Source organism: Labrys methylaminiphilus subsp. lupini, assembly GCF_051161885.1.
Lineage (GTDB): Bacteria > Pseudomonadota > Alphaproteobacteria > Rhizobiales > Labraceae > Labrys.
The window spans coordinates 3,568,253-3,593,570 of sequence record NZ_JBMDIH010000001.1 but is presented as its reverse complement, the minus strand read 5'-3'; the positions used below and the strand labels follow the sequence as shown (position 1 = coordinate 3,593,570).

At 64.0% G+C, this 25,318-nt stretch carries 23 protein-coding genes; 8 read left to right on the top strand and 15 right to left on the bottom strand.

Annotated features, from left to right (window positions below; genetic code table 11):
• Nucleotides 1–5: 5 nt before the first annotated feature.
• Nucleotides 6–788: a molybdopterin-dependent oxidoreductase gene (locus ACN6KF_RS16985; RefSeq protein ID WP_434957970.1), complete on the top strand. Its 783-nt coding sequence runs from the start codon at nucleotides 6–8 to the stop codon at nucleotides 786–788.
• 139 nt (nucleotides 789–927) lie between these two features.
• Here the strand turns inward: ACN6KF_RS16985 and fabI are convergent, their stop codons facing one another.
• The 4 genes from fabI to ACN6KF_RS16965 all read right to left on the bottom strand — a co-directional run bounded on the left by fabI (nucleotide 928) and on the right by ACN6KF_RS16965 (nucleotide 5,944).
• On the bottom strand, nucleotides 928–1,767 hold the full coding sequence (gene fabI / locus ACN6KF_RS16980) for an enoyl-ACP reductase FabI (protein ID WP_434957969.1): 840 nt from the start codon (nucleotides 1,765–1,767) through the stop codon (nucleotides 928–930).
• 334 nt (nucleotides 1,768–2,101) lie between these two features.
• Nucleotides 2,102–3,328 (bottom strand): beta-ketoacyl-ACP synthase I, encoded by a 1,227-nt coding sequence (gene fabB, locus ACN6KF_RS16975; RefSeq protein WP_434957968.1) that lies wholly within the window; start codon nucleotides 3,326–3,328, stop codon nucleotides 2,102–2,104.
• Between the two features lie 539 nt (nucleotides 3,329–3,867).
• Entirely contained in the window at nucleotides 3,868–4,374 is a 507-nt protein-coding gene (fabA, locus tag ACN6KF_RS16970; RefSeq protein ID WP_434957967.1) for a 3-hydroxyacyl-[acyl-carrier-protein] dehydratase FabA, read from the bottom strand.
• Between the two features lie 196 nt (nucleotides 4,375–4,570).
• Nucleotides 4,571–5,944, bottom strand: coding sequence for a caspase family protein (locus tag ACN6KF_RS16965; protein ID WP_434957966.1), 1,374 nt, complete (start codon nucleotides 5,942–5,944; stop codon nucleotides 4,571–4,573).
• 320 nt (nucleotides 5,945–6,264) lie between these two features.
• Between ACN6KF_RS16965 and deoA the strand changes: the two genes are divergently transcribed.
• The 3 genes from deoA (at nucleotide 6,265) to ACN6KF_RS16950 (ending at nucleotide 9,347) form a co-directional block, all read left to right on the top strand.
• On the top strand, nucleotides 6,265–7,590 hold the full coding sequence (gene deoA / locus ACN6KF_RS16960; RefSeq protein ID WP_434957965.1) for a thymidine phosphorylase: 1,326 nt from the start codon (nucleotides 6,265–6,267) through the stop codon (nucleotides 7,588–7,590).
• Nucleotide 7,591: 1 nt separating this feature from the next.
• A complete protein-coding gene (locus ACN6KF_RS16955) occupies nucleotides 7,592–8,806 on the top strand; it encodes a phosphopentomutase (protein WP_434957964.1) in 1,215 nt (404 codons plus the stop codon).
• A 403-nt stretch (nucleotides 8,807–9,209) separates the two neighbouring features.
• The gene (locus tag ACN6KF_RS16950) at nucleotides 9,210–9,347 is read left to right on the top strand and encodes a hypothetical protein (protein ID WP_187829587.1); all 138 of its coding nucleotides are present in this window, start codon (nucleotides 9,210–9,212) and stop codon (nucleotides 9,345–9,347) included.
• Nucleotides 9,348–9,351: 4 nt separating this feature from the next.
• Here ACN6KF_RS16950 and ACN6KF_RS16945 read toward each other — a convergent pair whose 3' ends face one another.
• From ACN6KF_RS16945 to ACN6KF_RS16925, 5 genes are all read right to left on the bottom strand, one after another.
• On the bottom strand, nucleotides 9,352–9,768 hold the full coding sequence (locus ACN6KF_RS16945; protein WP_434957963.1) for a cytidine deaminase: 417 nt from the start codon (nucleotides 9,766–9,768) through the stop codon (nucleotides 9,352–9,354).
• Nucleotides 9,768–10,739, bottom strand: coding sequence for an ABC transporter permease (locus ACN6KF_RS16940; protein ID WP_434957962.1), 972 nt, complete (start codon nucleotides 10,737–10,739; stop codon nucleotides 9,768–9,770). The genes ACN6KF_RS16945 and ACN6KF_RS16940 overlap by 1 nt, the downstream gene beginning before the upstream one ends.
• Before the next feature lie 4 nt (nucleotides 10,740–10,743).
• Nucleotides 10,744–11,916, bottom strand: coding sequence for an ABC transporter permease (locus ACN6KF_RS16935; RefSeq protein ID WP_434957961.1), 1,173 nt, complete (start codon nucleotides 11,914–11,916; stop codon nucleotides 10,744–10,746).
• A complete protein-coding gene (locus ACN6KF_RS16930) occupies nucleotides 11,913–13,430 on the bottom strand; it encodes an ABC transporter ATP-binding protein (RefSeq protein ID WP_434957960.1) in 1,518 nt (505 codons plus the stop codon). Before ACN6KF_RS16930 ends, ACN6KF_RS16935 begins: the two co-directional genes overlap by 4 nt.
• Before the next feature lie 239 nt (nucleotides 13,431–13,669).
• Complete coding sequence (locus tag ACN6KF_RS16925) at nucleotides 13,670–14,680, bottom strand: BMP family lipoprotein (protein ID WP_434957959.1); 1,011 nt, start codon at nucleotides 14,678–14,680, stop codon at nucleotides 13,670–13,672.
• A 179-nt stretch (nucleotides 14,681–14,859) separates the two neighbouring features.
• On the opposite strand from ACN6KF_RS16925, the gene ACN6KF_RS16920 reads away from it, so the two are divergent.
• Nucleotides 14,860–15,246, top strand: a complete 387-nt coding sequence (locus ACN6KF_RS16920) for a methylglyoxal synthase (RefSeq protein WP_434957958.1) — start codon at nucleotides 14,860–14,862, stop codon at nucleotides 15,244–15,246.
• A 31-nt stretch (nucleotides 15,247–15,277) separates the two neighbouring features.
• Here the strand turns inward: ACN6KF_RS16920 and ACN6KF_RS16915 are convergent, their stop codons facing one another.
• Together ACN6KF_RS16915 and ACN6KF_RS16910 are read right to left on the bottom strand one after the other, a co-directional pair.
• A complete protein-coding gene (locus ACN6KF_RS16915; protein ID WP_434957957.1) occupies nucleotides 15,278–15,742 on the bottom strand; it encodes an SRPBCC domain-containing protein in 465 nt (154 codons plus the stop codon).
• Nucleotides 15,739–16,077 (bottom strand): ArsR/SmtB family transcription factor, encoded by a 339-nt coding sequence (locus tag ACN6KF_RS16910; protein WP_434957956.1) that lies wholly within the window; start codon nucleotides 16,075–16,077, stop codon nucleotides 15,739–15,741. Before ACN6KF_RS16910 ends, ACN6KF_RS16915 begins: the two co-directional genes overlap by 4 nt.
• A gap of 422 nt (nucleotides 16,078–16,499) precedes the next feature.
• On the opposite strand from ACN6KF_RS16910, the gene dnaK reads away from it, so the two are divergent.
• From dnaK to ACN6KF_RS16895, 3 genes are all read left to right on the top strand, one after another.
• Entirely contained in the window at nucleotides 16,500–18,401 is a 1,902-nt protein-coding gene (gene dnaK / locus ACN6KF_RS16905; RefSeq protein WP_434957955.1) for a molecular chaperone DnaK, read from the top strand.
• A gap of 208 nt (nucleotides 18,402–18,609) precedes the next feature.
• The gene (dnaJ, locus tag ACN6KF_RS16900) at nucleotides 18,610–19,755 is read left to right on the top strand and encodes a molecular chaperone DnaJ (RefSeq protein WP_434957954.1); all 1,146 of its coding nucleotides are present in this window, start codon (nucleotides 18,610–18,612) and stop codon (nucleotides 19,753–19,755) included.
• Nucleotides 19,756–19,851: 96 nt separating this feature from the next.
• The gene (locus tag ACN6KF_RS16895; protein WP_434957953.1) at nucleotides 19,852–20,721 is read left to right on the top strand and encodes an SDR family oxidoreductase; all 870 of its coding nucleotides are present in this window, start codon (nucleotides 19,852–19,854) and stop codon (nucleotides 20,719–20,721) included.
• A gap of 192 nt (nucleotides 20,722–20,913) precedes the next feature.
• On the opposite strand, the gene ACN6KF_RS16890 is transcribed toward ACN6KF_RS16895, so the two are convergent.
• The 4 genes from ACN6KF_RS16890 to ACN6KF_RS16875 form a co-directional block, all read right to left on the bottom strand.
• Nucleotides 20,914–21,573: an SH3 domain-containing protein gene (locus ACN6KF_RS16890; RefSeq protein WP_434957952.1), complete on the bottom strand. Its 660-nt coding sequence runs from the start codon at nucleotides 21,571–21,573 to the stop codon at nucleotides 20,914–20,916.
• A 140-nt stretch (nucleotides 21,574–21,713) separates the two neighbouring features.
• The gene (locus ACN6KF_RS16885) at nucleotides 21,714–22,436 is read right to left on the bottom strand and encodes a pyrimidine 5'-nucleotidase (RefSeq protein ID WP_434957951.1); all 723 of its coding nucleotides are present in this window, start codon (nucleotides 22,434–22,436) and stop codon (nucleotides 21,714–21,716) included.
• 135 nt (nucleotides 22,437–22,571) lie between these two features.
• Nucleotides 22,572–23,462 (bottom strand): acetylglutamate kinase, encoded by an 891-nt coding sequence (argB, locus tag ACN6KF_RS16880; protein WP_434957950.1) that lies wholly within the window; start codon nucleotides 23,460–23,462, stop codon nucleotides 22,572–22,574.
• A 177-nt stretch (nucleotides 23,463–23,639) separates the two neighbouring features.
• The gene (locus ACN6KF_RS16875) at nucleotides 23,640–25,124 is read right to left on the bottom strand and encodes an MDR family MFS transporter (RefSeq protein WP_434957949.1); all 1,485 of its coding nucleotides are present in this window, start codon (nucleotides 25,122–25,124) and stop codon (nucleotides 23,640–23,642) included.
• Nucleotides 25,125–25,318 lie beyond the last annotated feature (194 nt).

The window sequence follows — 25,318 nt, the reverse complement described above, 5'->3', positions numbered from 1 at the left end:
TTGCGATGTCCCGCCAGCCGCGAAGATCCCATCCCGATACCGGCATGATCCTGCGCGAGGCGGCAGGCCGGCTCGATAGGCCCACCCGGCGCTACTTCCTGCGTCAGGCGCTCGGCCTGGGAACCCTGACGCTGCTGGCCGGCTGCGATGTCACCGACGGCTATAGTGCCGAAGCCATGCTGGGGCGTATCTCCGACTTCAACGATCGCGTTCAGGCCTGGCTGTTCTCGCCCGTCCGTCTGGCGCGGGAATATCCGCCGAGCGCGATCACCAGGCCTTTCCCGTTCAATTCATTCTATCAGCCCAACACGCCGGAACAGGCGCCGGTGATCGATCCCGAGGCCTATCGCCTGAACGTCACCGGACTGGTCGAGCGCCGGGCGGATTGGACACTGCCGGAGCTGCATGCTCTGCCGCGCATCACCCAGATCACCCGCCATATCTGCATAGAAGGCTGGAGCGCGATCGGCAGCTGGTCGGGGGTGCCCTTCTCGCATTTCCTGCACCGCGTCGGGGCCGATCTCGGCGCGAAATACGTCACCTTCCGCTGCGACGACAATTACGTCACCAGCATCGACATGCCCACCGCCCTGCATCCGCAGACACAGCTGACTTTCTGGTTCGACGGCCAGGTATTGCCGCGTGCCTATGGTTTTCCGATGAAGCTGCGCGTGCCGACCAAGCTCGGCTTCAAGAATCCCAAACATATCGGCGAGATCGAGGTCGGCAACGACTATGTCGGCGGCACCTGGGAAGCCCAGGGCTATAACTGGTTCAGCGGGCTGTAGTTGGCTGTTTCCTGGAAATGCCGACGTTCTCGTTCGCGTCTGGAAGCTCTGTGCTTATGGAAAAGAAAATGCGGGCGACGACGCCCGCATCTCCATGGATACTTCGCTTCCAGCGCTTCCGCGACGGGGATAGGCCGGCTTATTCGGCGGCAGCCTTCGTCGTCACGCTCGCCTCGGCAGCTTCCTGGGCTTTGAGGGCCTCGGGATGCGGCATCGAGATGATGTTGTAGCCGGAATCGACGAAATGCACTTCGCCGGTGACACCGGTCGAGAGATCGGAGAGCAGATAGAGCGCAGAACCGCCGACCTCCTCGATGCTCACGGTGCGACGCAGCGGCGCGTGGGCGCGCTGATAGTTGAACATCAGCCGGGCATCGGAAATGCCAGCGCCGGCGAGGGTGCGGATCGGCCCGGCCGAGATCGCATTGACCCTGACGGCCTGCGGGCCGAAATCGGAGGCAAGGTAGCGCACCGAAGCCTCGAGCGCAGCCTTGGCCACGCCCATGACATTGTAGTTCGGCATCACCCGCGTGGAGCCACCATAGGTGAGGGTGAGGATCGAGCCGCCATCATGCATCAGGTCGGCGGCGCGCTTGGCGATCTCGGTGAAGGAGAAGCAGGAGATCACCATTGTCTTGGCGAAATTGTCGCGCGTGGTGTCGGCGTAGCGGCCCTTGAGCTCGCTCTTGTCTGAATAGGCGATGGCATGGACGAGGAAGTCGATCTTGCCCCATTCCCGCGCCAGCGTGGCGAAGACGCCGTCGACGGAAGCGACATTCTCGACGTCGCACGGCACCAGCAGGCTGGAGCCGACGCTATTGGCGAGCGGCTCCACGCGCTTGCGCAGGGCATCGCCCTGATAGGTGAATGCCAATTGGGCGCCTTGGGCGGCAAGGCTCTTGGCGATACCCCAGGCGATCGAATGATCATTGGCTACGCCCATGATCAGACCGCGCTTACCTTGCATGAGCCCTGTCATGGCCTGCAACTCCAAATCCTGGTCATCAGTCACTAGAGCAAAGCGCGTTTTTGTGTGAACGTTGCTTTGCTCCAGCTCCTAGGTTCGAGGCGTTTTGCGATTTGACGCGATTCCGTCAAATCGCAAAACCCTTTGGGGCTCAATCAGACCAGAATCGGCCGATCAGCCCGCATTTCCGCCTCTTTACCACGTTTTGACAAAGCAGCCGGGGATTTGCGCAGGTCCCGGATCACTTTATCTGTCTCTTTGTTACCGGGCATGCTCATCCACGGTCTTCAAACTCTGGACGAGCGCTCGCCCCGGATAGTCCGGTCGGAACAGGCGGTGACCAATCTCAGGCGTCGAGGCGCTTGAAGACCAGGGCCGCATTGGTGCCGCCGAATCCGAAGGAATTGGACAGGACATGGCTGAGCTTGGCATTGTCGATACGCTTGCGGACGATCGGCATGTCGGCAAAGGCCGGATCCAACTCCTCGATATGCGCACTCTCGCAGATGAAGCCATTATTCATCATGAGTAGTGAATAAATTGCTTCCTGCACGCCGGTCGCACCCTGCGAATGACCGGTCAGTGCCTTGGTCGCGGCGATCGGCGGGCACTTGTCACCCGCGCCGAACACCTTGCGGATGGCCTCGATCTCGGGAGGATCGCCTGCCGGCGTCGAGGTGGCGTGCGGGTTGATGTAGTCGATCGGCGCCTTGATGTTGGCCAGCGCCATGCGCATGCAGCGCTCGGCGCCCTCACCCGAGGGGGCGACCATGTCATGGCCGTCGGAGGTGGCGCCATAGCCCGCGATCTCGCCATAGATGCGGGCGCCGCGAGCCTTGGCATGCTCCAGCTCTTCCAGCACCAGCACGCCGGCACCGGCGGAGATCACGAAGCCGTCGCGGTTCTTGTCGTAGGGGCGGGAGGCCGTGGAAGGGGTGTCGTTGTATTTGGACGACATCGCGCCCATGCCGTCGAACAGCACGGCGAGCGTCCAGTCGAGCTCCTCGCAGCCACCGGCAAACATCACGTCCTGCTTGCCGTACTGGATCTGCTCATAGGCATTGCCGATGCAATGGTTCGAGGTCGCGCAGGCCGAGGAGATGGAATAGTTGATGCCCTTGATCTTGAACCAGGTCGAGAGCGTGGCGGAGGCGGTCGAGGACATCGCCTTGGGAACGGCGAAGGGACCGACCTTCTTGGAACTGCCCGACTCGCGCGCCTTGTCGGCGGCCTCGACAATGGTGCGGGTGGAGGGACCGCCCGACCCCATGATGATACCGGTGCGCTCGTTGGAAACCTCGTTGGCCTCCAGGCCGGAATCGAGGATGGCCTGCTCCATCGCTACATGGTTCCAGGCGGTGCCGCCGCCATGGAAGCGCATGGCGCGGCGATCGACCACTGAAGCGGGGTCGAGCGTGGGTGCGCCATAAACCTGTGAGCGGAAGCCGTATTGGGCGAACTGCTCGGCGCGCGTGATACCGGATCTGGCCTCGTGCAGGCTGGAGAGAACCTCCTGCGTCGAATTGCCGATCGAAGACACGATACCCATGCCGGTAACGACGACACGTCTCATGGCGATCCCTTCCAGTTTCGTAACCGACCCACGATCCTCTCCGAGAGGACCGCCAGGCCGGCACTGCGTTCCCTAGAGCAAAGCGCGTTTAGACAGAAACGCTTGTTTGCTCTAGCTCTTTAGTCGGACGCGTCCTTGCGATTCTTGGCGTGACCGCCAAATCACAAAACGCTTTAGAGCAAAGCGCGTTTAGACAGAAACGCTCGTTTGCTCTGGCTCTCTGTTTCCAGGCCAATCCAACGGATTGGCCAGAGCATCTTTGCGACTTCAGGCAATTCCGTCCGATCGCAAAACGCTTGAGCAGAATTTCGCAAGCGGCCCGGTTTTGGGCAAGCTCGGAAATTGTGCTCGCTGCCCGTGAAGGGGCAGGACCCAATCACGGACGACCTACAAAGCGTCAACCCCGTCGGCGCGTCGAGCGTCGTCGGGGCCGCACCCTGCATGTTTCAAAGCACATTGCAATAGGCAAGCCAATGGCCGGCTCGACCGGAAATGCGCTCGATCCGCACCGCGTGGAGGCCAGAAATCAGGCCTGGAACTCAAGCTTGGAACAGGCCGACGCGCAGATCCTTGGCTTCATAGATGGTACGGCCATCGGCCTTTAGCCAGCCATCCGCGATGCCGAGAATCAATTTACCCTTGAAAACCCGCTTGAGATCGACGCCATATTCGACCTGTTTGACGCTGGGCAGCACCTGGTCGGTAAATTTGACCTCGCCGACACCGAGGGCGCGGCCCCGTCCGGACTGGCCGAGCCAGCCCAGGAAAAAGCCGGTCATCTGCCAGAGAGCGTCGAGGCCGAGGCAGCCCGGCATCACCGGATCGCCCTGGAAATGGCAGGAGAAGAACCATAGATCCGGTTTGACCTCGAGCGTGGCACGTACGCAGCCTTTGCCGTTCGGTCCGCCGGTCTCGGAGATCTCCGGGATGCGATCGAACATCAGCATGGGGGGAAGGGGCAATTGCGCATTGCCGGGTCCGAACATCTCGCCGCGCCCGCAGGCGAGGAGATCTTCATATTCAAAGCTCGAACGGCGTTCCGCCATTGCGTCTCAGTCCTCATCGACCAGTCAAAATCGCGTGGCCGAACAGGCGAGCCTGCCCGCACCACGGCCTCCCCTTAACATAGCAATCCCGCAGCCGAAAGCGGGGGGAGGGTCGTGGGCGCGATGTTGCCCCCTTAAAAAGGACTCAAGCGGTCTTGTCGGACCACGGATCGGCTGGCGGCCAGGGTAGCGCCTGCTATCGCGCCGCCGAATCGTAGCGAAACACCAGTGTGTCGTCGCGCCAGCCGGTCTGTGCACAGTCCTTGGCACGCCGGGGCACCTTTCCACGCAGGGTGATGGTCGGCGGTTCCCCGGCAGACGAGCCTTCGACTCGGTAGGAGATCGGCCCGCATTCGCGCGAGAAGACATAGGCCTGGCCGCGATAGACGCCGCCGCTGGCCGTGCCCTTGAACAGCAGCGCTCCCTTGCGCACCCCGGCCTCGGCAAGGCCTGGTCGGGGTGCCTCATAATAGAACAGGCGATTGCCTTCGCTGGCTGAAAGAGCGACGCGCGAGCCGTTATGGTCCCAATAACTCGAGACCGTATAGGGCGGCAGGTTGGATCGAGCCGGTTCGGACTGAGGTGAGGTGGCGATCGGGGCCTGCCCACCCGTGAGCTTGGCCTGGGCATCCAGCCGCCGGCGCACCGATGCGGCGCAATAGCCTTTGGGAAAATTGTCGAGATAGGCTTCGAGCTTGATCGGCGTGGGATCGATGCCGAGATCGCTGCAGGCCGCCATGTCGGCCTTGTCGAGGGACGGGCTCACCGGAATTGCTGGGAGCGGCTGTGCGGTGCCGGGCGGCGTGGCCGGGGCAGCGCTCCCGCCGAGATAGAGATCACCGAGCAGGGCCTCGTCGACCCAGGGCGTCTGGCGCTGGTTCGTCGCGGCATGAACGTCCTGGCGCACCAGCGCCAGCATCCGCCGGATCTCGATGCCGGCTTCGGGCAACCGCTTCAGCAAGGCGGCCGCGAAAGGGGAATGGGCGCCATCCCCGTCATCGGCGACGGCATTGGGGCCTGTGGCGAAGGCGACCAGTGTGCCGGTACTGGCGGCGTCGAGACGAGCCAGGCCACGCGAGGCGCCGCGGCTTGCGCTCGCCGGCAGGGGATTGTTGCGGCAGGCATCGACGAGCAGGATCTTGGCCTTGGCGCCCGAGGCGCTCAGGATGTCGCTGATGTCGTCGAGCCTGACCGTCTGGGTGGCGAGATCGACGCGGCTCTTGATGTCGGCGCCGATGGGAATGAGGAAATTGCGCTGGTCGACCTGCATGCCGTGGCCGGCATAGAACACCAGCGCGATATCGGCATCGGTGGCTTCATTGCCGAATTCGGCCATCGCCCGCAGCATGACGGCGTGGTCGGCATTCGTGGCGCGGATCACCTTGAAGCCGAGCGTTCCTCCGGCCAGCAGTGCGGCCATGGCGTCGGCATCGGCCACGGGATTGGCGAGACGGCCGAGCGTGCGATAGTCGCCATTGCCGATGACGAGCGCGACACGCTTGTCGGCGACCGCCGCCGTGGCGCTGGCCAGCCAGAACAGACACAACAACATCAAGCAACGCCGGATCATCGCCCCATCCCGGATTCACGGCAGCACCGGATCGATTGTGGCATGCCCGCCGGGTGCTGGCCAGTTCGAGGGGGAACAGGGCGTGGGACGGCATCGTCAGGGCACCGGGGCTTAGGTCAGCTCGCAATAGATTTGTAAACGCTCGGACACTTTCCTTCGCATGACTTTCCTTCGTGGATCGTGGAGGCTATCGTCGCGGCCCGAAATCGAAAGGCCACGCAGGGACGGGGCCGCCAAGGCGTTTTGCGATCTGGCCTATCAGCCAGGAATCGCAAGGATGCATTCAGCTTGACCCCGTTCTGCTCCAGGGAGCCCAGTTCGTGACCCTTCTTCCCCAGGAAATCATCCGCAAGAAGCGCGATGGCGCGGCTCTATCCGCGGCCGAAATCGAGAGTTTCGTGCAAGGGCTGGTCGCCGGCAGCGTCACCCATGCCCAGGTCGCGGCCTTTGCCATGGCAGTGTTCTTCCGCGGCATGGCGATGGACGAGCGCATCGCGCTGACGCGGGCCATGACCCAATCCGGCACCGTGCTCGACTGGCGTGGCCTCGACCTGCCGGGGCCGGTGGTGGACAAGCACTCGACCGGCGGCGTCGGCGACAATGTCAGCCTGATGCTCGGGCCGCTGGTGGCGGCCTGCGGCGGCTTCGTGCCGATGATTTCAGGCCGCGGCCTCGGCCACACCGGCGGCACTCTCGACAAGCTCGATTCGGTTCCGGGCTATGCGACCCAGCCCGACCTCGCCCTGTTCCGCCGCGCCGTGCGCGAGGCCGGCACCGCGATCATCGGCCAGACCGCCGACCTCGCTCCGGCCGATAAGACCGTCTATTCGATCCGAGACGTCACGGCCACGGTCGAATCGATCCCGCTGATCACCGCCTCGATCCTGTCGAAGAAGCTCGCGGCCGGGCTGCAGGCCCTGGTGATGGATGTGAAGACGGGTTCGGGCGCCTTCATGCCGACGCTGGAGGGCTCACGCGAGCTGGCCGAATCGATCGCGACCGTCGCCACGGGCGCCGGATTGCCGACCACCGCGCTGATCACGGCCATGGACCAGCCTCTTGCCAGTGCCGCCGGCAATGCCCTGGAAGTCCGCAACGCGGTGGATTTTCTCACCGGGGCGCATCGGGACGTGCGCCTGCTCGAAGTCACCGTCGACCTGTGTGCCGAGATGCTGGTGCTCGGCAAGCTTGCCCGCGACACCGCCGAGGGACAGGCCCACATCGAGCAAGCCCTGGCGAGCGGGCGGGCGGCCGAACATTTCGCCCGCATGGTCGCGGTGTTGGGCGGCCCGGCCGATTTCGTCGAGCAGCCCGAGCGCTATCTGCCGGCCGCGCCGGTGGTGAAGCCCGTCTTCGCCGAGCAAGCGGGGCGGGTCGACAGCATCGATACGCGGGCCGTCGGCCTCGCGGTGGTGGCCTTGGGCGGAGGACGCACCCGCCCGCAGGATGCTATCGACCACGCCGTGGGCCTCACCGGGCTGGCGGAGCTTGGCGCCGAGGTCGGGCCCGACCGTCCCCTGGGCTTCGTGCATGCTCGCAGCGACGCGGCGGCCGAGGCCGCAGCGGCTGGCCTGCGAGCGGCCTATCGCACCGGAGAGGGTGAGGAAGCCCTGCCGCCGGTGCTCGAACGCATTGGAGGAAGCTGAGATGGGTCGCGCGCTCCTTCTGGTGATGGATTCCTTTGGCATCGGCGCAGCCGAAGACGCCGAACACTATGGTGATGCGGGGGCCGATACGCTCGGCCATATCGCCGCCGCCTGTGCGGCGGGGCGGGCGGGCGAAAACGAGCATCGCACCGGGCCTCTGCGCCTGCCCGTGCTGGCCAGCCTTGGCCTCGGCGTGGCTGCGCAAGCGGCAACGGGTACGCTGCCGCCCGGCCTGGAAGGCGGCGTGGCTGAGGCCCTGTGGGGCTATGCGGCCGAGGTCTCCAAGGGCAAGGACACGCCCTCGGGCCATTGGGAGATCGCCGGCTATCCCGTGCCGTTCGACTGGGGCTATTTCCCCAAGGAAGTGCCGTGTTTTCCCGCCCGCCTGATCGCCGCCATCGTCAAGGAAGCCGAGCTTCCCGGCGTGCTCGGCCAGCGCCATGCCTCGGGGACGCAGATCATTGCCGAACTCGGCGCCGAGAGTATCGAGACCGGCAAGCCGATCTTCTACACCTCCACCGACAGCGTGCTGCAGATCGCTGCTCATGAGGAGGCGTTCGGGCTGGAGAGGCTGCTGTCCCTGTGCGAGATCGCCCGCCGCCATGTCGACCATCTCAACATCGGCCGGGTGATCGCGCGGCCTTTCGTCGGCGATGCCGTCGGTGGCTTCACGCGCACTGCCAACCGGCGTGACTATGCCGTGCCGCCGCCGGCCGATACTCTGCTGGATGTGGCCGAACGCGCCGGACGGGGCGTCATCACCATCGGCAAGATCGGCGACATCTTCGCGCACCGCGGCACCGGCGAGAGCGTCAAGGGCCCGAGCAACGATGCCTTGATCGATCGCACGCTCGAAGCGATGGGGCGCCTGCCCGAAGGCGGCCTGCTCTTTGCCAACTATGTCGATTTCGATACGCTCTATGGCCATCGCCGGGATATTCCCGGCTATGCCGGTGCCCTGGAGCAATTCGACATGCGGCTGCCGCAGATCCTCTCGCGGCTGGGCGAGGATGACCTCCTGATCATCACGGCCGACCATGGCTGCGACCCGTCCTGGACGGGAACGGACCACACGCGCGAATTCGTGCCGGTGCTGGCGCGCCTCGGCAAGCGCACGGGACCGATCGGGCGGCGGGACAGCTTCGCCGACATGGCTGCCAGCGTGGCAGAGCATCTCAGGCTGGACTGGCAGGGGGCCGGGAAGTCGTTTTTGTAGTTCCGGGTGCGCGGGCATCTTGCCCATAGGCGCTAACGTTGCGGCCGGCGGCGCGGGTAGCGTGGAGGGTCGATCTCCACAGCTCCATCAATTGATGGAGCGAGATCGACCACCTTTGTCCTCTATCTGGCTCGACATTTCCAAGATGGTCGATCTGGAGATCGACCCTCCAATCTGGTGCCACCACCCAAAGTTAGCGCCTATGGGTATCTTGGATGCATGGCTGCTTTTGGAAGGGCGTCGCCCCGGCCGAAGGGAGAAGCGGGCAAGATGCTTGCGCACCCGGAGACCCGCTCACCTCTTCTCAACCATGATTCCAGACGGCGCGACGAATTCGCGCCGCGTTAACGCCGGAGCACCTGCGACGCTTTCATCATGACCCGGTTTCGAGGTGGGTTGTTTGATGATCGAGCGCATGCAGATGGTTCTCAAGGGCGGCATATCAGCCGAAGACAGGGCCCAGTTCTGGGTCGGGCTGACGCTTGCCGTCGCCACCGTCCTGCTGCTGGCAGCCAGTTTCCTCGACCTGGTGTCGATCTAATCGATCAACCCAGATTTTCCGGGCCGAAGCTCTCGGGCAGCAGCTCGTCGAGCGTGAAGCTGCGGCGGATGCCTTCGGGGCCGGCGACATGGATTGAAGTCGACGGCTTTGCGAATTCGCGGATGCGCTGGCGGCAGCCCCCGCAGGGCGTGGTCAGGCCGGGAGCTTCGGGATGGGCATCGGTCCAGCCCAGCACCAGGATTTCGGCGATTCCCGTCTCGCCATCCGCCACCATGGCCGAGATGGCGCCGCCTTCGGCGCAGGCACCGACCGGATAGGCGGCGTTCTCGACATTGCAGCCGGCATAGATCCGGCCCGAGCGGCCACGGATGGCCGCTCCCACCTTGAAGCGAGAATAGGGCGCATGCGCCTTCTCGCGCACGGCTCTGGCAGCCTCGAACAGATCCGCGAGCGCGTCCATCAGCGTTCCTTGAGATAGGGAACGCCCGCGGCCTTGGGGGGCGTCGCCGCGCCGACGAAGCCGGCCAGCATGAACACGGTGAGGATATAGGGCAGGGCCGAGATCAACTCGGAGGGCACCCGCATGCCGGCGATCACGAAGCTCGAGCCCATGCGGATCGAGATGGCATCGAGCAGGCCGAAGAGCAGGCAGGCGCCGAGCGCCGGCCAGGGCCGCCATTTGGCGAAGATCAGGGCGGCCAGGCCCATATAGCCGCGCCCGCCCGTCATGTTGGAGACGAAGGCGGCCGAATCGGCGGTGGAGAGATAGGCGCCGGCGACGCCGGTGAGCAGGCCGCAGATCAGCACGGCGCGATAGCGCAGCCAGGCCACCGAGATGCCGGCGGTGTCGACGGCCTGCGGGTTCTCGCCGACGGCGCGCAGGCGCAGGCCGAAGCGGGTCTTGTAGAGGATCCAGGCCGTTACCGGGACGCAGGCGAAGGCGAAATAGACCAGGATCGAATGGCCGGATAGCACGTCGGCATAGAGCTGGCCGAGCACCGGTACGCCCCTGATCGCCTCCGCCCCCGGCAGCTCGATCGGCTGGAAGCGCGCGGCGCCGCTCAGGCTGGGGGTACGCCCGCCCTCGCCATACCAGGCATTGCCGATGAAGGCGGTCAAGCCGAGCGCCAGGATGTTGATGGCGACGCCCGAGACGATCTGGTTGCCGCGATAGCGGATGGAGGCAATGCCGTGCAGCAGTGCAAAGCCGATGGAGACGATGATCGCCATGACGAGGCCGAGCCAGGCCGAACCATAGGTCGCTGCGGTGACCGCGGCTGCGAAGGCGCCCACCAGCATCTTGCCTTCGAGGCCGATGTCGACGATGCCCGAACGTTCCGAATAGAGGCCGGCGAGGGCGCACAGCAGATAGGGCGTGGAGATGCGGATGGCGGCGGCCGCCACGCTGGCCAGCATGATCACGGTATCCATGGCGTCATGCTCCCTTGGAGGCAGGGGTGAAGAGCTGGAACAGCATGGCGAGCTGCGGCCGGAACATCAGTTCGAGGGCGCCGACGAAGAGGATGATGATGCCCTGGATCATCACGATCATGTTCTTGTCGAAGACGGGGTTTTCGAACGAGAGTTCCTGGCCGCCCTGGATCAGCGCGCCGAACAGGATGGAGGCGAGCACGATGCCGGCGGGATGGGAGCGACCCATCAGCGAGACGGCGATGCCGATGAAGCCGGCGCCGGCGGTGTAGTCGATGATCATGCGGTGCTGTTCACCCATCAGCACATTGGTACCCATCAGGCCGGCCAGGGCGCCCGAGATCAACATGGCGATGACGATGATCTTGGCCGGGGAAATGCCGGCATAGACGGCAGCGGTCTTGTTGTGGCCGACTGTCCGCATGGCGTAGCCCAGCCGGGTCCGCCAGATCAGGGCCCAGACCAGGATGGCGGCAAGCAGCGCGATCGGGAAGGCGAGATTGACCAGCGTGAGGTCGAGCTGGATGCCGATGCCTGCCAGGATATCGCTGATCTGCGGCAGGCCGGTCGAATCGGCGAAGAGCTCGGATTTCGGCTCGCCGGAGCCCGGCTTCATCATCACGTTCACCAGGAGATACTGCACCAGCGCCGTGGCGATGTAGTTGAACATGATGGTGGTGATGACGACGTGGCTGCCGCGCGTGGCCTGCAGATAGCCGGGAATGAAGGCCCAGGCGGCGCCGAAGAGCATGCCGGCCATCATGCCGAGCGGAATGGCGAGGAACCAGGGAACGCTGCCCAGATGCAGGCAGGCGAGGGCGATGCCGATGCCGGCGATCTGGCCTTGCCCGTCCACGCCGATATTGAACAGGCCGGCATGGAAAGCGACGGCCACGGCAAGGCCGGCGAAGATGAAGGTGGTGGCGTAATAGAGCGTTGTCCCCACGGCGTTGGCGTCGCCGAATGCGCCCGTGATCATGGTGACGCCGACCGTCAGCGGATCGGCGCCCACGATGACCCAGACCGCGATGCCGGAGACGAGGAAGGCCACCACCACATTGAGCAGCGGCAGCACGACGGTGTCGGCCCACCAGGGCAGGGTGACGAGGCTGGCGCTGCTGCGCCTGGAGAAGAGCGCGCCCAGAAGGGCTGATGGCGTGGTGGTCTGACCGCTCATGCCGCCTCTCCCGACACGCCGGCCATCAACAGGCCGAGTCCGTTCTCCGTGGCATCCTTGGCCAGGCATTCGCCGGTGACGCGTCCGCCGCACATCACCAGGATGCGGTCGGACAGGCCCATGATCTCGTCGAGCTCGACCGAAACCACCAGAATGCCCTTGCCGGCGTCGCGCATGGCGATCAGGCGGCGGTGGATGAACTCGATGGCGCCGATGTCGACGCCACGGGTCGGTTGTCCCACGATCAGCAAGGCGGGATCGCGCTCCATCTCGCGGGCCAGCACGATCTTCTGGGCGTTGCCGCCCGAGAAATTGGCCGTCTTCAGCTTCGGGTCGCGCGGACGCACGTCGAAGCGTTCCATCTTGTCGGTGAGGTCGGCGATGATGCGCCGGTAATTGAGGAAGGGGCCGCTGCCGAGCTTGCGGTCCTTCTGGTAGCCCAGGATGGCGCTCTCATAGGCCGCGAAGGGTTTGACGAGGCCCATCTTCATGCGGTCCTCGGGCACATGGGCCAGGCCGAGCTTGCGCAGCTCCGCCGGGTCCGCCGCGGCGGTATTGGCGCCGCGCAGCCTGATTTCGCCCGAATGGACCGGCCGGATGCCGGCAATGGCCTCGAGCAGCTCCGACTGGCCGTTGCCGGCCACGCCTGCGACGCCGACGATCTCGCCGGACCGCACGGTGAAGGAGACGTCGTCGACGCGGGTGATGCCCTTCTCGTCCTTTACCGTGAGGTTTTTCACTTCGAGGATGACGTCGCCGGGCTTGGCCTCCGCCTTGTCGACGCGCAGCAGTACGCGGCGGCCCACCATCAGCTCGGCGAGCTCGGTGGGGTTGGTCTTGGCGGTGTCGACGGTGGCCACCATCTCGCCGCGCCGCATCACCGAGACGCGATCGGTGATCGCCATGATCTCGCGCAGCTTGTGGGTGATCAGCAGGATGGTCTTGCCCTGCTCGCGCAGGACCTTCAGGATTTCGAAGAGCTGGTCGGCTTCGGCGGGCGTCAGCACGCCCGTCGGCTCGTCCAGGATGAGGATATCGGCGCCGCGATAGAGCGCCTTGAGAATCTCGACGCGCTGCTGGGCGCCGACGGGCAGTTCGCCCACCACGGCATCCGGATCGACCTCCAGGTGATAGCTTTCCTCCAGCCGCGCCAGTTCGGTACGAGCGTGGTCGCGTCCTCTCGCCAGCAGGCCGCCGCCCTCGGCGCCGAGCATGACGTTCTCCAGCACGGTGAAGGGATCGACGAGCATGAAATGCTGGTGCACCATGCCGATGCCCGCATCGATGGCATCCTGCGAGGAGCGGATCGCCTTCCGGGTGCCGTTGACATGGGTCTCGCCGCTATCGGCCTCGTAGAAACCGTAGATGATCGACATCAGCGTGGATTTGCCGGCGCCGTTCTCGCCGATGATGCCGTGGATGGTGCCTGTCTCGACCACGAGGTCGATCGCCTTGTTGGCGTGGACGGGGCCGAAACGTTTGTCGATTTGCTTCAGTTCGAGGGCAGTTGGCAAAGGGAGCCTCGCGGGAGCAATAGGGGGGCCGATCCCGGATCGGCGAAAACGGTAGGTCATGGGCGAAAGGCGGATCCTTGGACCTAATGCGGCTCACTTAAGGAACAAACGCTCCGAATTGTCATTGCCGGGTCAAGCCCGGCAATGACAAAGGTCGTGCTAACTCGAAGACGTTCAAGTGAACTGCGTTAGATCCTTGGACCCGCCTTTTACGCCATGAAAATCAGTCTGCCGCTCGCTCAGTTCACCGGGCAGACATTGTCCTTCTCGTAATTGTGCACCACCACCTTGCCGTCGGCGATGTCCTTGGTCACCGCCGCGATCGCGGCCTTGTTGGCCTCGTCGATCAGGGGCTTGTTGTTGTCGTCCATGGCCAGGGCGACGCCATTGTCCTTGATGCCGAGCACATGCGTTCCCGGCTTGAACTGGCCGGCCTCACCGTCCTTGAAGCCCTGATAGACCGCTTCGTCCACGCGCTTGAGCACCGAGGTCAGCACCTTGCCGGGATGCAGGCCGTTCTGGTTGGAATCGACGCCAATGCCGAGCTTGCCGCCATCGGCGGCTGCCTGCAGGACACCGATACCGGTCTGGCCGGCCGCTGCATAGACGATATCGGCCCCTTGCGAGATCTGCGCCTTGGTCAGCTCGGCGCCGCGACCCGGGTCGTTCCAGGCGGCGGGCGTGGTGCCGGTCATGTTCTGGATGACCTTGATCTGGGGATTGGCGGCTTTGGCGCCCTGCGCGTAGCCACAGCCGAAATTGCGGATGAGGGGCACGTCCATGCCGCCGATGAAGCCGATCGTGCCGGTCTTGCTGGTCTTGGCGGCGAGATAGCCGGCAAGGTAGGAGCCCTCGTCGGCCCGATAGACGTAAGAAGCGACGTTGGGCAAATCGACGACGCTGTCGACGATGCCGAAATTCACCTTGGGATAGGCCTTGGCTACCTTTTCCAGCACGTCGGCATAGCTGAAGCCCATCACGATAACGGGGTTGTTGCCGTCCTTGGCGAAACGGCGCAGCGCCTGCTCGCGTTGCGAGGCGTTGGTGACTTCGAACTCGCGATAGGTCTTGCCGCTTTCCTTCTTCCAGCGCTCGGCCCCGTCATAGGCCGCCTCGTTGAAGGACTTGTCGAATTTGCCGCCCAAATCATAGATGACCGCCGGACCGGGCTTGTCGGCTGCCTGTGCCGTGCCAAATCCCGCAACGCCGGCTGCCAGCAGGGCAGCCAGGCCAAGAAGGGTCGATTTCATCACGCTCTCCCGCGCTTGTTCTCGCTCTTGGATGGAGGCCGCGTGAGAAAGGCTTCCCATGCAGACCTTATGGTCAACATGGCACGCCGATTGCGCTATTGAGAAGAGGCGTTGTGCGGTTGCCCCAGATTTTCACATGGAATCAGATGGGAAACGCCGATCTGAAATGAGGATACCCGATGTCGAAGCTGGTCAGGCGCACTCTGGCGCTCGTCGCGCATGATCTCAAGAAAGACGAAATGGTCGAGTTCGCGCTCACGCACCGGGCCATTCTGGCGCGCTTCAACCTCGTTGCCACCGGCACGACAGGTGGCCGCATATTGGCCGCCTGTCCGGAGCTGTCGCTGACCCCGCTGAAGAGCGGGCCGCTCGGCGGCGACCAGCAGATCGGCGCCTTGATCGCCGAGGGGCAGGTCCATGGCCTGTTCTTCTTCGTCGATCCGCTCTCGCCCCTGCCGCATGATGTCGACGTCAAGGCCCTGACCAGGCTTGCCCTGGTCTACGACATCCCCATGGCCCTCAATGCCGCGACGGCGCATATGATCGTGGGGCAATTGGTGGATTGAGGGTGCATCCGGAAGCCTGTCTTGCCGCCCCTCACAGAATGCCTTCGAGCCTGACATAGCTGGCTTCCATGCCGTTCTCCATGCCGGTCGCCAGCATCTGCTCGCGCATCTCTGCGCTCGGCAAAGTCATGCGCAAGGTCATCAGCGTGCCCGCGCCGTCCGCTTCGAAGCGGGTCTCGACATGGTTGTCGGGCGTTGGGTCGGGCAGGTGCATGCGCTCGACATGCACGATGCGGCTGTGAGGCTCGAGCTCGATATATTCGCCCGTCAGCGAGAAACCGCCTCCGGAGCCGTCCTGCCATTCGAAGCGGATCTTGCCGCCGGGCCGGGCCTCACTGATGCAGACGGGCATGGTGTATCCATCAGGCCCCAGCATCCATTTCTGGATGAGTTTGGGCTCGGTGTGGGCGCGGTAGACCGCCTCGGGGGAGGCGGCGAAGCGCCTGGCGACCACGACATGGGTGTCGCCTTCGGTGCGGATCGTCAATTTGGTCATGGGTTGTCCTCTTCTTTTTCGGGAAGTCCTGCGGCCAGGAGCACGTCCAGCCGGTCGTAATTGCGGGCCAGGGCCTCGCGCAGCATGCCCAGCCATTGGTCGATGGCCGCGATGCCTTCCGGGGCGAGCCGGCAGGGTCGCTTCGTCCCCTCGGCGCGGCGGACGATCAGCCCGGCGCCTTCGAGAACCTTGAGATGGCGCGAGACGGCGGGCTGCGTCATCGCGAAGGGTTCCGCCAGCTGCATCACCGTCGCCTCCCCGAGAGCCAGGCGGCTGAGGATCGCCCGGCGAGTCGGATCGGACAGGGCCGCAAAGGTGTCGTCGAGGTGGGGCATGGAGGTGACCGAGTTTTATTTATAACAAGTATGTTATATAATATAATTGTTATAGTCAAGTTTTTTGTGTGCGGCCGCCGGGGCGGCGTTGCCTGCTGGAGGCGGATGGAGCTCACCAAAACCGGGTGACCATGGAGAAAGGCTGATGTATCGCTATACCGCCTGTTGGCTCGTCCCAGCCGGACCCGGCCGGGCACTTCGTCGAAGAATTGTGACGAAGACGCAAATTCCTTAGCGGACAGGCAGCTTTCGCGCCTTGCGGCCCGTGAAAGCCCCCCTTATATACCCGCCGAACCCGTGATTAATCCCAACGCAATCACGGGGTTTCCGATAGGGACCGGCCGGGTTCCTGAGGGCTTTCCCGGCCTAGGCGCTGCTGCTTCGGGGCGCGTCGGTCTGCTGAATAGGAAGGATGAGAAACTATGGCTAAAGTTATTGGTATCGACCTCGGCACCACCAATTCGTGCGTAGCCGTCATGGAGGGCACGAGTGCCCGGGTCATCGAGAATTCCGAGGGCATGCGCACCACGCCCTCCATCGTGGCTTTCACCGATGATGGTGAGCGCCTCGTGGGCCAGCCGGCCAAGCGCCAGGCTGTCACCAACCCTGAGCGCACTTTCTTTGCGATCAAGCGCCTGATCGGCCGCACCTATGACGATCCGATGACCAAGAAGGACATCGGCCTGGTGCCCTACAAGATCGTCAAGGCCAACAATGGCGATGCCTGGGTCGAGGCGGACGGCAAGTCCTACTCCCCGTCGCAGATTTCGGCGTTCACCCTGCAGAAGATGAAGGAAACGGCCGAGGCTCATCTGGGCCAGCCGGTGACGCAGGCCGTCATCACCGTTCCCGCCTACTTCAACGACGCCCAGCGCCAGGCCACCAAGGATGCCGGCAAGATCGCCGGCCTCGAAGTGCTGCGCATCATCAACGAGCCGACGGCGGCTGCGCTCGCCTATGGCCTCGACAAGAAGAAGGCCGGCACCATCGCGGTCTATGACCTCGGCGGCGGCACCTTCGACGTCTCGATCCTGGAGATCGGCGACGGCGTGTTCGAGGTGAAGTCGACCAATGGCGACACCTTCCTCGGTGGCGAGGACTTCGACATGCGCCTGGTCGAGTATCTGGCGGACGAGTTCAAGCGCGAGCAGGGCATCGACCTCAAGAAGGACAAGCTCGCTCTCCAGCGCCTGAAGGAAGCGGCCGAGAAGGCCAAGATCGAGCTGTCTTCCACGGCGCAGACCGAGATCAACCTGCCCTACATCACCGCCGACGCTTCGGGTCCGAAGCATCTGGCGCTCAAGCTCTCGCGCTCCAAGTTCGAAAGCCTGGTCGACGATTTCGTCCAGCGCACCATCGAGCCCTGCCGCAAGGCCTTGAAGGATGCCGGCCTGGCCGCTGGTCAGATCGACGAAGTGGTGCTGGTCGGCGGCATGACCCGCATGCCCAAGATCCAGGAAGTCGTGAAGCAGTTCTTCGGCAAGGAGCCCCATAAGGGCGTCAACCCGGACGAAGTGGTCGCCATCGGCGCCGCGGTCCAGGCCGGCGTGCTGCAGGGCGACGTCAAGGACGTGCTGTTGCTCGACGTGACCCCGCTGTCGCTGGGCATCGAGACGCTGGGCGGTGTCTTCACCCGCCTGATCGAGCGCAACACCACGATCCCGACCAAGAAGAGCCAGACCTTCTCGACCGCCGAGGACGGCCAGACGGCCGTGACCATCCGCGTCTTCCAGGGCGAGCGTGAAATGGCCCAGGACAATAAGGCGCTCGGCCAGTTCGACCTCGTCGGCATTCCGCCGGCGCCCCGCGGCATGCCGCAGATCGAGGTGACCTTCGACATCGATGCCAACGGCATCGTCAATGTCTCGGCCAAGGATAAGGCGACGAGCAAGGAGCAGCAGATCCGCATCCAGGCTTCCGGCGGTCTTTCCGATGCCGACATCGAGAAGATGGTCAAGGACGCCCAGGCCAATGCCGAGGAAGACAAGAAGCGGCGCGAGCTCGTCGAGGTCCGCAACCATGCGGATGCGGCGGTGCACCAGGCCGAGAAGTCGATCAAGGAGCTTGGCGACAAGATCTCCGAGGCCGACAAGTCGACCGTCGAGGCAGCGGTTACCGCGCTCAAGTCCGCGCTGGAAGGCGAGGATGTCGAGCTGATCAAGACCCGCACCAACGATCTGCAGCAGGCTGCCATGAAGCTGGGCGAAGCCCTCTATCAGCAGCAGCAGGCCGCGGGTGCCCCGGGCGACGAAGCCGGTACGAAGAATGACGATGTTGTTGACGCCGACTTCGAGGAAGTCGACGACAGCAAGAAGCGTGCGTAATCTTCGACGATCTTGTGCGAGCCCTCGCCAAACGATGCAGGCCGAAAGGTCTGCATCGGATATGGCGGGGGCTTTCGCACACCTCCAGAGCAGAGTGTGTTCAAGCGGAAACGCACAGTGCTCGAACTCGTTATTTCAACGCGTCTTTGCGGTCTCGGTGATTCCACCATCGCAAAACGCCTTCGCTGGGGTGCTTTGAGCGATTCCGATGGCCAAGCGTGACTATTACGAAGTGCTCGAGGTTACTCGCGAAGTAACCGAAGTCGAACTCAAGGTTGCTTTCCGCAAGCAGGCGATGAAGCACCATCCCGACCGCAATGCCGGTGACAAGGATGCCGAGGCCAAGTTCAAGGAAGTGAACGAGGCCTATGAAGCCCTGAAGGATCCGCAAAAGCGCGCGGCTTATGACCGCTTCGGGCACGCCGCCTTCGAGCAGGGCGGCATGGGAGGCGGAGGCGGCGGTTTCGGCGCAGGCGGTGGCTTCGGTTCCTTCTCCGACATCTTCAACGATATCTTCGAGGATCTGGCCGGGCGCGGCCGCGGGCGCAGCAATTCGGGCGGGCGCGAGCGCGGCGCGGATCTGCGCTACAACATGGAGATCACGCTGGAGGAGGCCTTCAACGGCAAGACCGCCACCATCAAGATCCCCACATCCGTCACCTGCGATTCCTGTTCCGGTTCCGGTGCCAAGGCCGGGTCCAAGCCCAAGACCTGCGGAACCTGCGCCGGCCATGGCCGCGTGCGCGCCACCCAGGGCTTCTTCTCTATCGAGCGCACCTGCCCGACCTGCCAGGGCCGTGGCGAGGTCATCGACAATCCCTGTCCTTCCTGCGGCGGTGCCGGCCGCACCACGCGCGAGCGCACCCTTTCGGTCAATATTCCCGCTGGCGTGGAGGACGGCACGCGCATCCGTCTCGCCAATGAGGGCGAGGCCGGCGCGCGGGGCGGGCCTTCGGGCGATCTCTACATCTTCCTGTCGCTGGCTTCGCACGAATTCTTCCAGCGCGACGGCGCGGATCTGCATTGCCGCGTTCCGATTTCGATGGTGACGGCCGCCCTCGGCGGAGAGTTCCAGGTGCCCACCGTCGATGGCAGCAAAGCCAAGGTGGCAGTGCCCGAAGGTACACAGACCGGGCGGCAGGTGCGCCTGCGCGGCAAGGGCATGCCGGTGCTTCGTTCGCGCGAGCATGGCGACATGTATGTCCAGTTCTTTGTCGAGACACCCAAGAATCTCACGCGCCGCCAGCGCGAATTGCTGGCGGAGTTCGACGAGCAGTCGTCGAAGGAGACACAGCCAGAAAGCGCCGGTTTCTTCGCCAAGGTCCGTGATTTCTTCGACGGGCTCGGACAGTAATGAGGGGCGGGTCTTCAGACCCGCCTTTATCGTGAGGCCGGAAGGGAGACTGGCGGGTCTGAAGACCCGCCCCCCGAAACGGCGGGAATGTATTGCATGAATCTCCTGATCTTCGGCCTCGGCTACACCGCCTCGCATTTTGCGGCTCGCTACGGCGACCGCTTCGCCAAGATCACTGGTACCTTCCGCTCGTCGGCGCCCCACGAGAAATTGCCGGAGCTGCCTGGTGCCACGCGTCTGGCCTATGACGGCCTGGCAGGCTCGCCTGCGGTCGATGCCGCCATTGCCGAGGCGACGCATATCCTCACGTCCATCGCCCCCGATGATGACGGCGATTCCGTATTGCGGCATTTCGGTGCCGCCCTACGGCAGGCACCGAAGCTGCAATGGATCGGTTATCTCTCCACCGTCGGGGTCTATGGCGATGCCGGGGGCGCCTGGATCGACGAGACCGCGCCGCTGCGCCCGACCATGGAGCGCAATGCCATGCGGGTCGATGTCGAGAAGGAATGGCTCGATCTTGGCCGTGGCAGGGACGTGCCGGTGCAGCTTTTCCGGCTGGCCGGCATTTACGGGCCGGGACGCAACGCCGTCGTCAATTTGAAGCGGGGCACTGCCCGGCGCATCGTCAAGCCGGGACAGGTGTTCAACCGCATTCATGTCGAGGACATCGCGGGTGCGGTTGCGGCCGGCATGGAGAAACCCGACGCCGGGCCCGCCTTCAACGTCACCGACAATGAGCCGGCGCCCCCCCAGGATGTAGTCACCTACGCGGCCGGTTTGCTCGGCGTGGCGCCGCCGGCCGAGATCGCCTATGACGAGGCGCAGATGACGCCGATGGGCCGCTCCTTCTACGGCGAGAACAAGCGCGTCTCGAACCGCCGGGTCCGCGAGGAGCTGGGTTATGCGCTGCGCTATCCGACCTATCGCGAAGGCATCCGCGCCTGTTTCGACGCGGATGCGTGAGCGCTTCGTGGCTGATTGAAGCCTCTGATTTGCAACAATAGAAGCATCAGTGTTTGTCATGCCCGGACTTGACCGGGGCATCCAGACGTCCGGCATTCACAGCGCTAGACTGGATTGCCGGGTCAAGCCCGGCAATGACAAGGATTGCGTTCTTTTTTCGACAGCCACCACCCCGGGTGAGTGACGCTGCCCTCATTGCGGAATAATCGGCCGCGTGCTGCCGATCGGCCTTCCCGGCCGGCCGGGACGGAAGACCGGCTTCGGACGCGGGCCGCCATGATGAGGTGGCCGGACGCCGGGCGGGCGAACGCCAGGTGGACGAACGCCAGGAGGGCGGACCACCGGAGGACGTGTCCCGGGCGGGCCTATGACGGGCGGACGCGGGCGCCAGCCCGGCCCGTGATGCGGCGGCCGCGGTCGGCCATGGCCCCACCAGGTGTTGTACCAGGGACGCCGCGCATAATAGCGGTCCCAATAGGCATAGCTGAAGACGATGGCGGGGATCGCCAGCGCGCCGATACCGACATTGCGGTTCGCCGCAGCGGACAGATATTTGTTCGCCGACCAGCCCCGCTCTCCGCGCACCGATATATCGCACCAGGATCGGTCGCTCAGGCAGCCATGGATGAGCACGGATTCGCCTGGACGCAAGGTGGTGACGGCCGGATATTGGGTGCCGGGTCCGGCACGCAGATTGACATTGGCGGTGGCATAGCCCCGGACGGCCGCCTGCGCGCCGCTTGCCAGCAGGAGGATGCCGCTGCTGGCTAAAGCGGCGACGAGCAGGGCCCGGATCAGGCGTGGGATACGAATGAGGAGGCCCGTCATATCGGGCTGAGTTAAGGGCATCATGCAACCCCGTGCGGTGGAAGCCGCCCTGAGGGAAAGCCGGAGCGGCCTGACCCGGCCGACAATGCAACGGGCGGGCGCCCTCGCCAAGCGGGCAAGCCGATTATTTCGGTATTATTTGGTAGATTGCCAGCAGCGGTGCTTCAGAGCGAAGCCGACAGATCGGTCAGGAAACCGGCAATGTCGTCCGTGATGTAGTCGATGTGCTCGGCCTGGACGCGCTCGATTTCCCAGGCATCGCGCACGATCTCGGCATTGTGCTTGGGCACGACCAGCACGGTGCGCATGCCCCGATCATGCGGCACGATCAAATTGCGCGAAAGATCCTCGAACATGGCAGCACGGGCCGGGTCGACGTCGTGGCGGGCGAAGAAGCTCGCATAGGTGTCGGCGGCGGGCTTGGGCAGATAGTCGGCTGAGACGATGTCGAAGACATCGGCGAAATGCTCCTCGACACCCAGGCGCTTGACGATGTTCAAGGCGTGCCGGGTAGTGCCGGAGGTGAAGATCAGCTTGCGGCCGGGCAGCAGGCTGAGCGCCGTGCCGAGCAGCGGGTTGGGCTCCAGCGGCGAATGGTCGATGTCATGGGCAAATTCGAGGAAATGCGCGGGGTCCACGCCTTCATCGATCATCAGGCCGCGCAGCGAGGTGCCATAGCGCTGATAGTAGTATTTCTGCAGCCCGCGCGCGGTGAGGCCATCGACGCCATAGTAATTCGCCATCCAGGTGGTGATGCGGTTGTCGACCTGCTCCCACAGATTGGCGTGGTGAGGGTAGAGCGTATTGTCGAGATCGAAGACCCATGTGTCGACATGGGCGAAATCCGCCGACAGCTTTTCCCTGATTGTGGCTACGCTCTGATCCATGCTCGTCTCTACCATCCTTATCGCAGCATCCGGTGGCAAAGTTAAGGATGGATTGCCGGTTCCTGGGAGAGCGGACATCTCGACGACATGAAAGCATGTCGTGATGTCCGCTCTCCCAGGACTTGACGAAGCGCCTCAGCGCCGGATCAGCGTGCCGGCGCCGTGATTGGTGAGAAGTTCCAGCAGCACGGCGTGCGGCACCTTGCCGTCCATGATGACAACCGCTTCGACGCCCTTTTCGAGCGCATAGATGCAGGTTTCGACCTTGGGAATCATGCCGCCGGTGATGGTGCCGTCGGCGATCAGGTGGCGGATGCCTTCCACGTCGATTTCCTCGATCAGGTTCTTGTCCTTGTCGAGGATGCCGGGCACGTCGGTCATCAGCAAAAGGCGAGTCGCGCCGAGCGCCCCCGCGATGGCGCCCGCAAAGGTGTCGGCATTGACGTTGAAGGTGCCGCCATCATCCGACGCCGCCACCGGTGCCAGGACGGGGATGATCTGGGAATGGATGATCTGGTCGAGCACGGTGGTGTCGACCTTGTCGGGCTCGCCCACGAAGCCGAGATCGACAACTTTCTCAATGGCGGAATCGGGATCGTAGACCGTGCGCGTCGCCTTCTTGGCGGTGAGCATGCGGCCATCCTTGCCTGATAGCCCGACGGCACGCCCGCCGGCGGCGTTGATGAAGCCGACGAGCTGCTTGTTGATCGAGCCGGCCAGCACCATCTCGACCACTTCGACGCTGGCGGCGTCGGTGATGCGATGGCCGGCGGCGAATTCAGACTTGATGCCAAGACGTTCCAGCATTTCCGAAATCTGCGGGCCGCCGCCATGCACCACCACCGGATTGAGGCCGGCCTGTTCGAGCAGCACGATGTCGCGGGCGAAGTCGCGGGCAACCTGCTCGCTGCCCATGGCATGGCCGCCATATTTGACGACGATGGTGGCATCGTCGTGCTGCTGCATGTAGGGCAGGGCTTCGGAAAGGATTTCGGCCTTGTCGTGGACGCTCAAATTAGGGCTCATGGCTGGGGGATCCGAAAGAGACTGGAAGCGCTTTTACAGCATGTTGCGGGCATGAAAAGAGGCGATTGGCACGAAAGCAAAACGCGTTCAGGCGGAAATGGCTCTTTGCTTTCGAATGTGCGTCGGCGCGTTTTGCGATTCCCGGTGATTCCACGAGACCGCAAAGCGCTCGGGCGGTCACTCCATCGCCATCGAGGCCGGCTCGACCTTGGTCCGCAACGGCCGCTCTTCCATGCGAAACAGGGCGCAGAGCGTGGCGAGCGATCCGAGTGCGGCGGCCAGGAATACCCAGCGGAACACCGAGCCGATATCGCTGCCGGCCACGGCGATCGATGTCGCCAGCGTCTCGATGGTGACGTTGGCGGCGAGATCAGCCGGCAGGCCTCCCATCACGATCGCCCCGAACACCGCCACGATCAAGGCGCCGCCGAGCGAACGGAAGAAGTTCATGGCCCCGGTTGCCGTGCCCATCTGATGCTGCAGCACGGCGTTCTGGATCGCAACCGTGGTGACCGGCAGCATGGTGCCGATGCCCAGCGAGGCTAACGTCAGCAGGATTTCAAGCACCGCCAGCGGGAGGGCCTGCGGGTTGATCGAGATCAGGGCGAAGGCGAGGGTCGAGACGGCAAGACCAAACAAAGGCGGGCGCTTATAGTGCGTTATGCGCGCCATCAACCGGCCAGACAGCGTTGCCCCGGTGACGGTGCCGACCATCATCGGTATCAAGGCCAGGCCCGACTGGCTGGCCGTCAACCCATAGACGCCTTCCAGGAGGATCGGCATGTAGATCGTCATGCCGATGAACACGCCCATGCCGAAACAGGCGGCGATGGTACCTGCCGCCACCACCGGATTGGCGAGGATTTCGGTAGGGATCAGCGGCTCGGGCGCGGTGCGCAGGCGAATGACGAAGGCGATCCAGAATAGGACCGAGAGGCCGAACAGCCCGAGGATCGGCGCCGAGGTCCAGGCATAATGCGGGCCGCCCAGGCTGAGGGCGAGCAGCAGGGCGATGGTCGCCACGGCCATCAGCCCCGCGCCGAGAAAATCGAGCTTATGCGGCCTTTCGTGGCGCGGCAGCTTCTTGAGCACGGAATTCGTCATCCCGAAGGCGAGCAGGCCGAGCGGCAGATTGATCCAGAAGATCACCGACCAGTGGAGCTTTTCGGCCATGAAGCCGCCGAGCACAGGCCCGGCGATACTCGAGGCGACGAAGACGGTAGCAAAATAGGCCTGGTAACGAGCCCGTTCCCGCGGCGGAATGATATCGGCGATGATGGTCTGTGCCAGGGAGATCAGCCCGCCGCCGCCGAGGCCCTGCAGGGCCCGCGCCAGGATCAGGGTGAGCATGGTCGGGGCGAGGGCGCACAGGATCGAGCCCGCCATGAAGGTGCCGATCGCCACCAGCAGCGTTACGCGTCGGCCGTTGATATCAGCCATCTTGCCATAGAGCGGCGTCACCGCCGTCGAGGTCAGCAGATAGATGGTAACGACCCAGGGCAGATTCTCGAAATCGCCGAGCACACGGCCGATCGTCGGCATCGCCGTGGCGACGATGGTCTGGTCGAGCGCCGCAAGGAACATCGCCACCAGCACGCCGATGATGATCGAGCGTATCTCGTGGGGGCTCAGTGCGGAACTGGCCTGTTCGGACTGGGTCATAACGGCTTTCCGGAAGCTCGATCGCGGCTTCCTGTTTCATAGAGCGGAAAGAAGAGGCGGGCCCGAAGACCCGCCTCTTCTTGTAAATGGCTTGAATGGCGTTCTCTGGAACATGATCCGATCAAGACGATCGGATCATGTTCATCAAGTCTCTGCTTGAACGCATAGTCTTGTCCAAAAAGTCGTGCAACTCT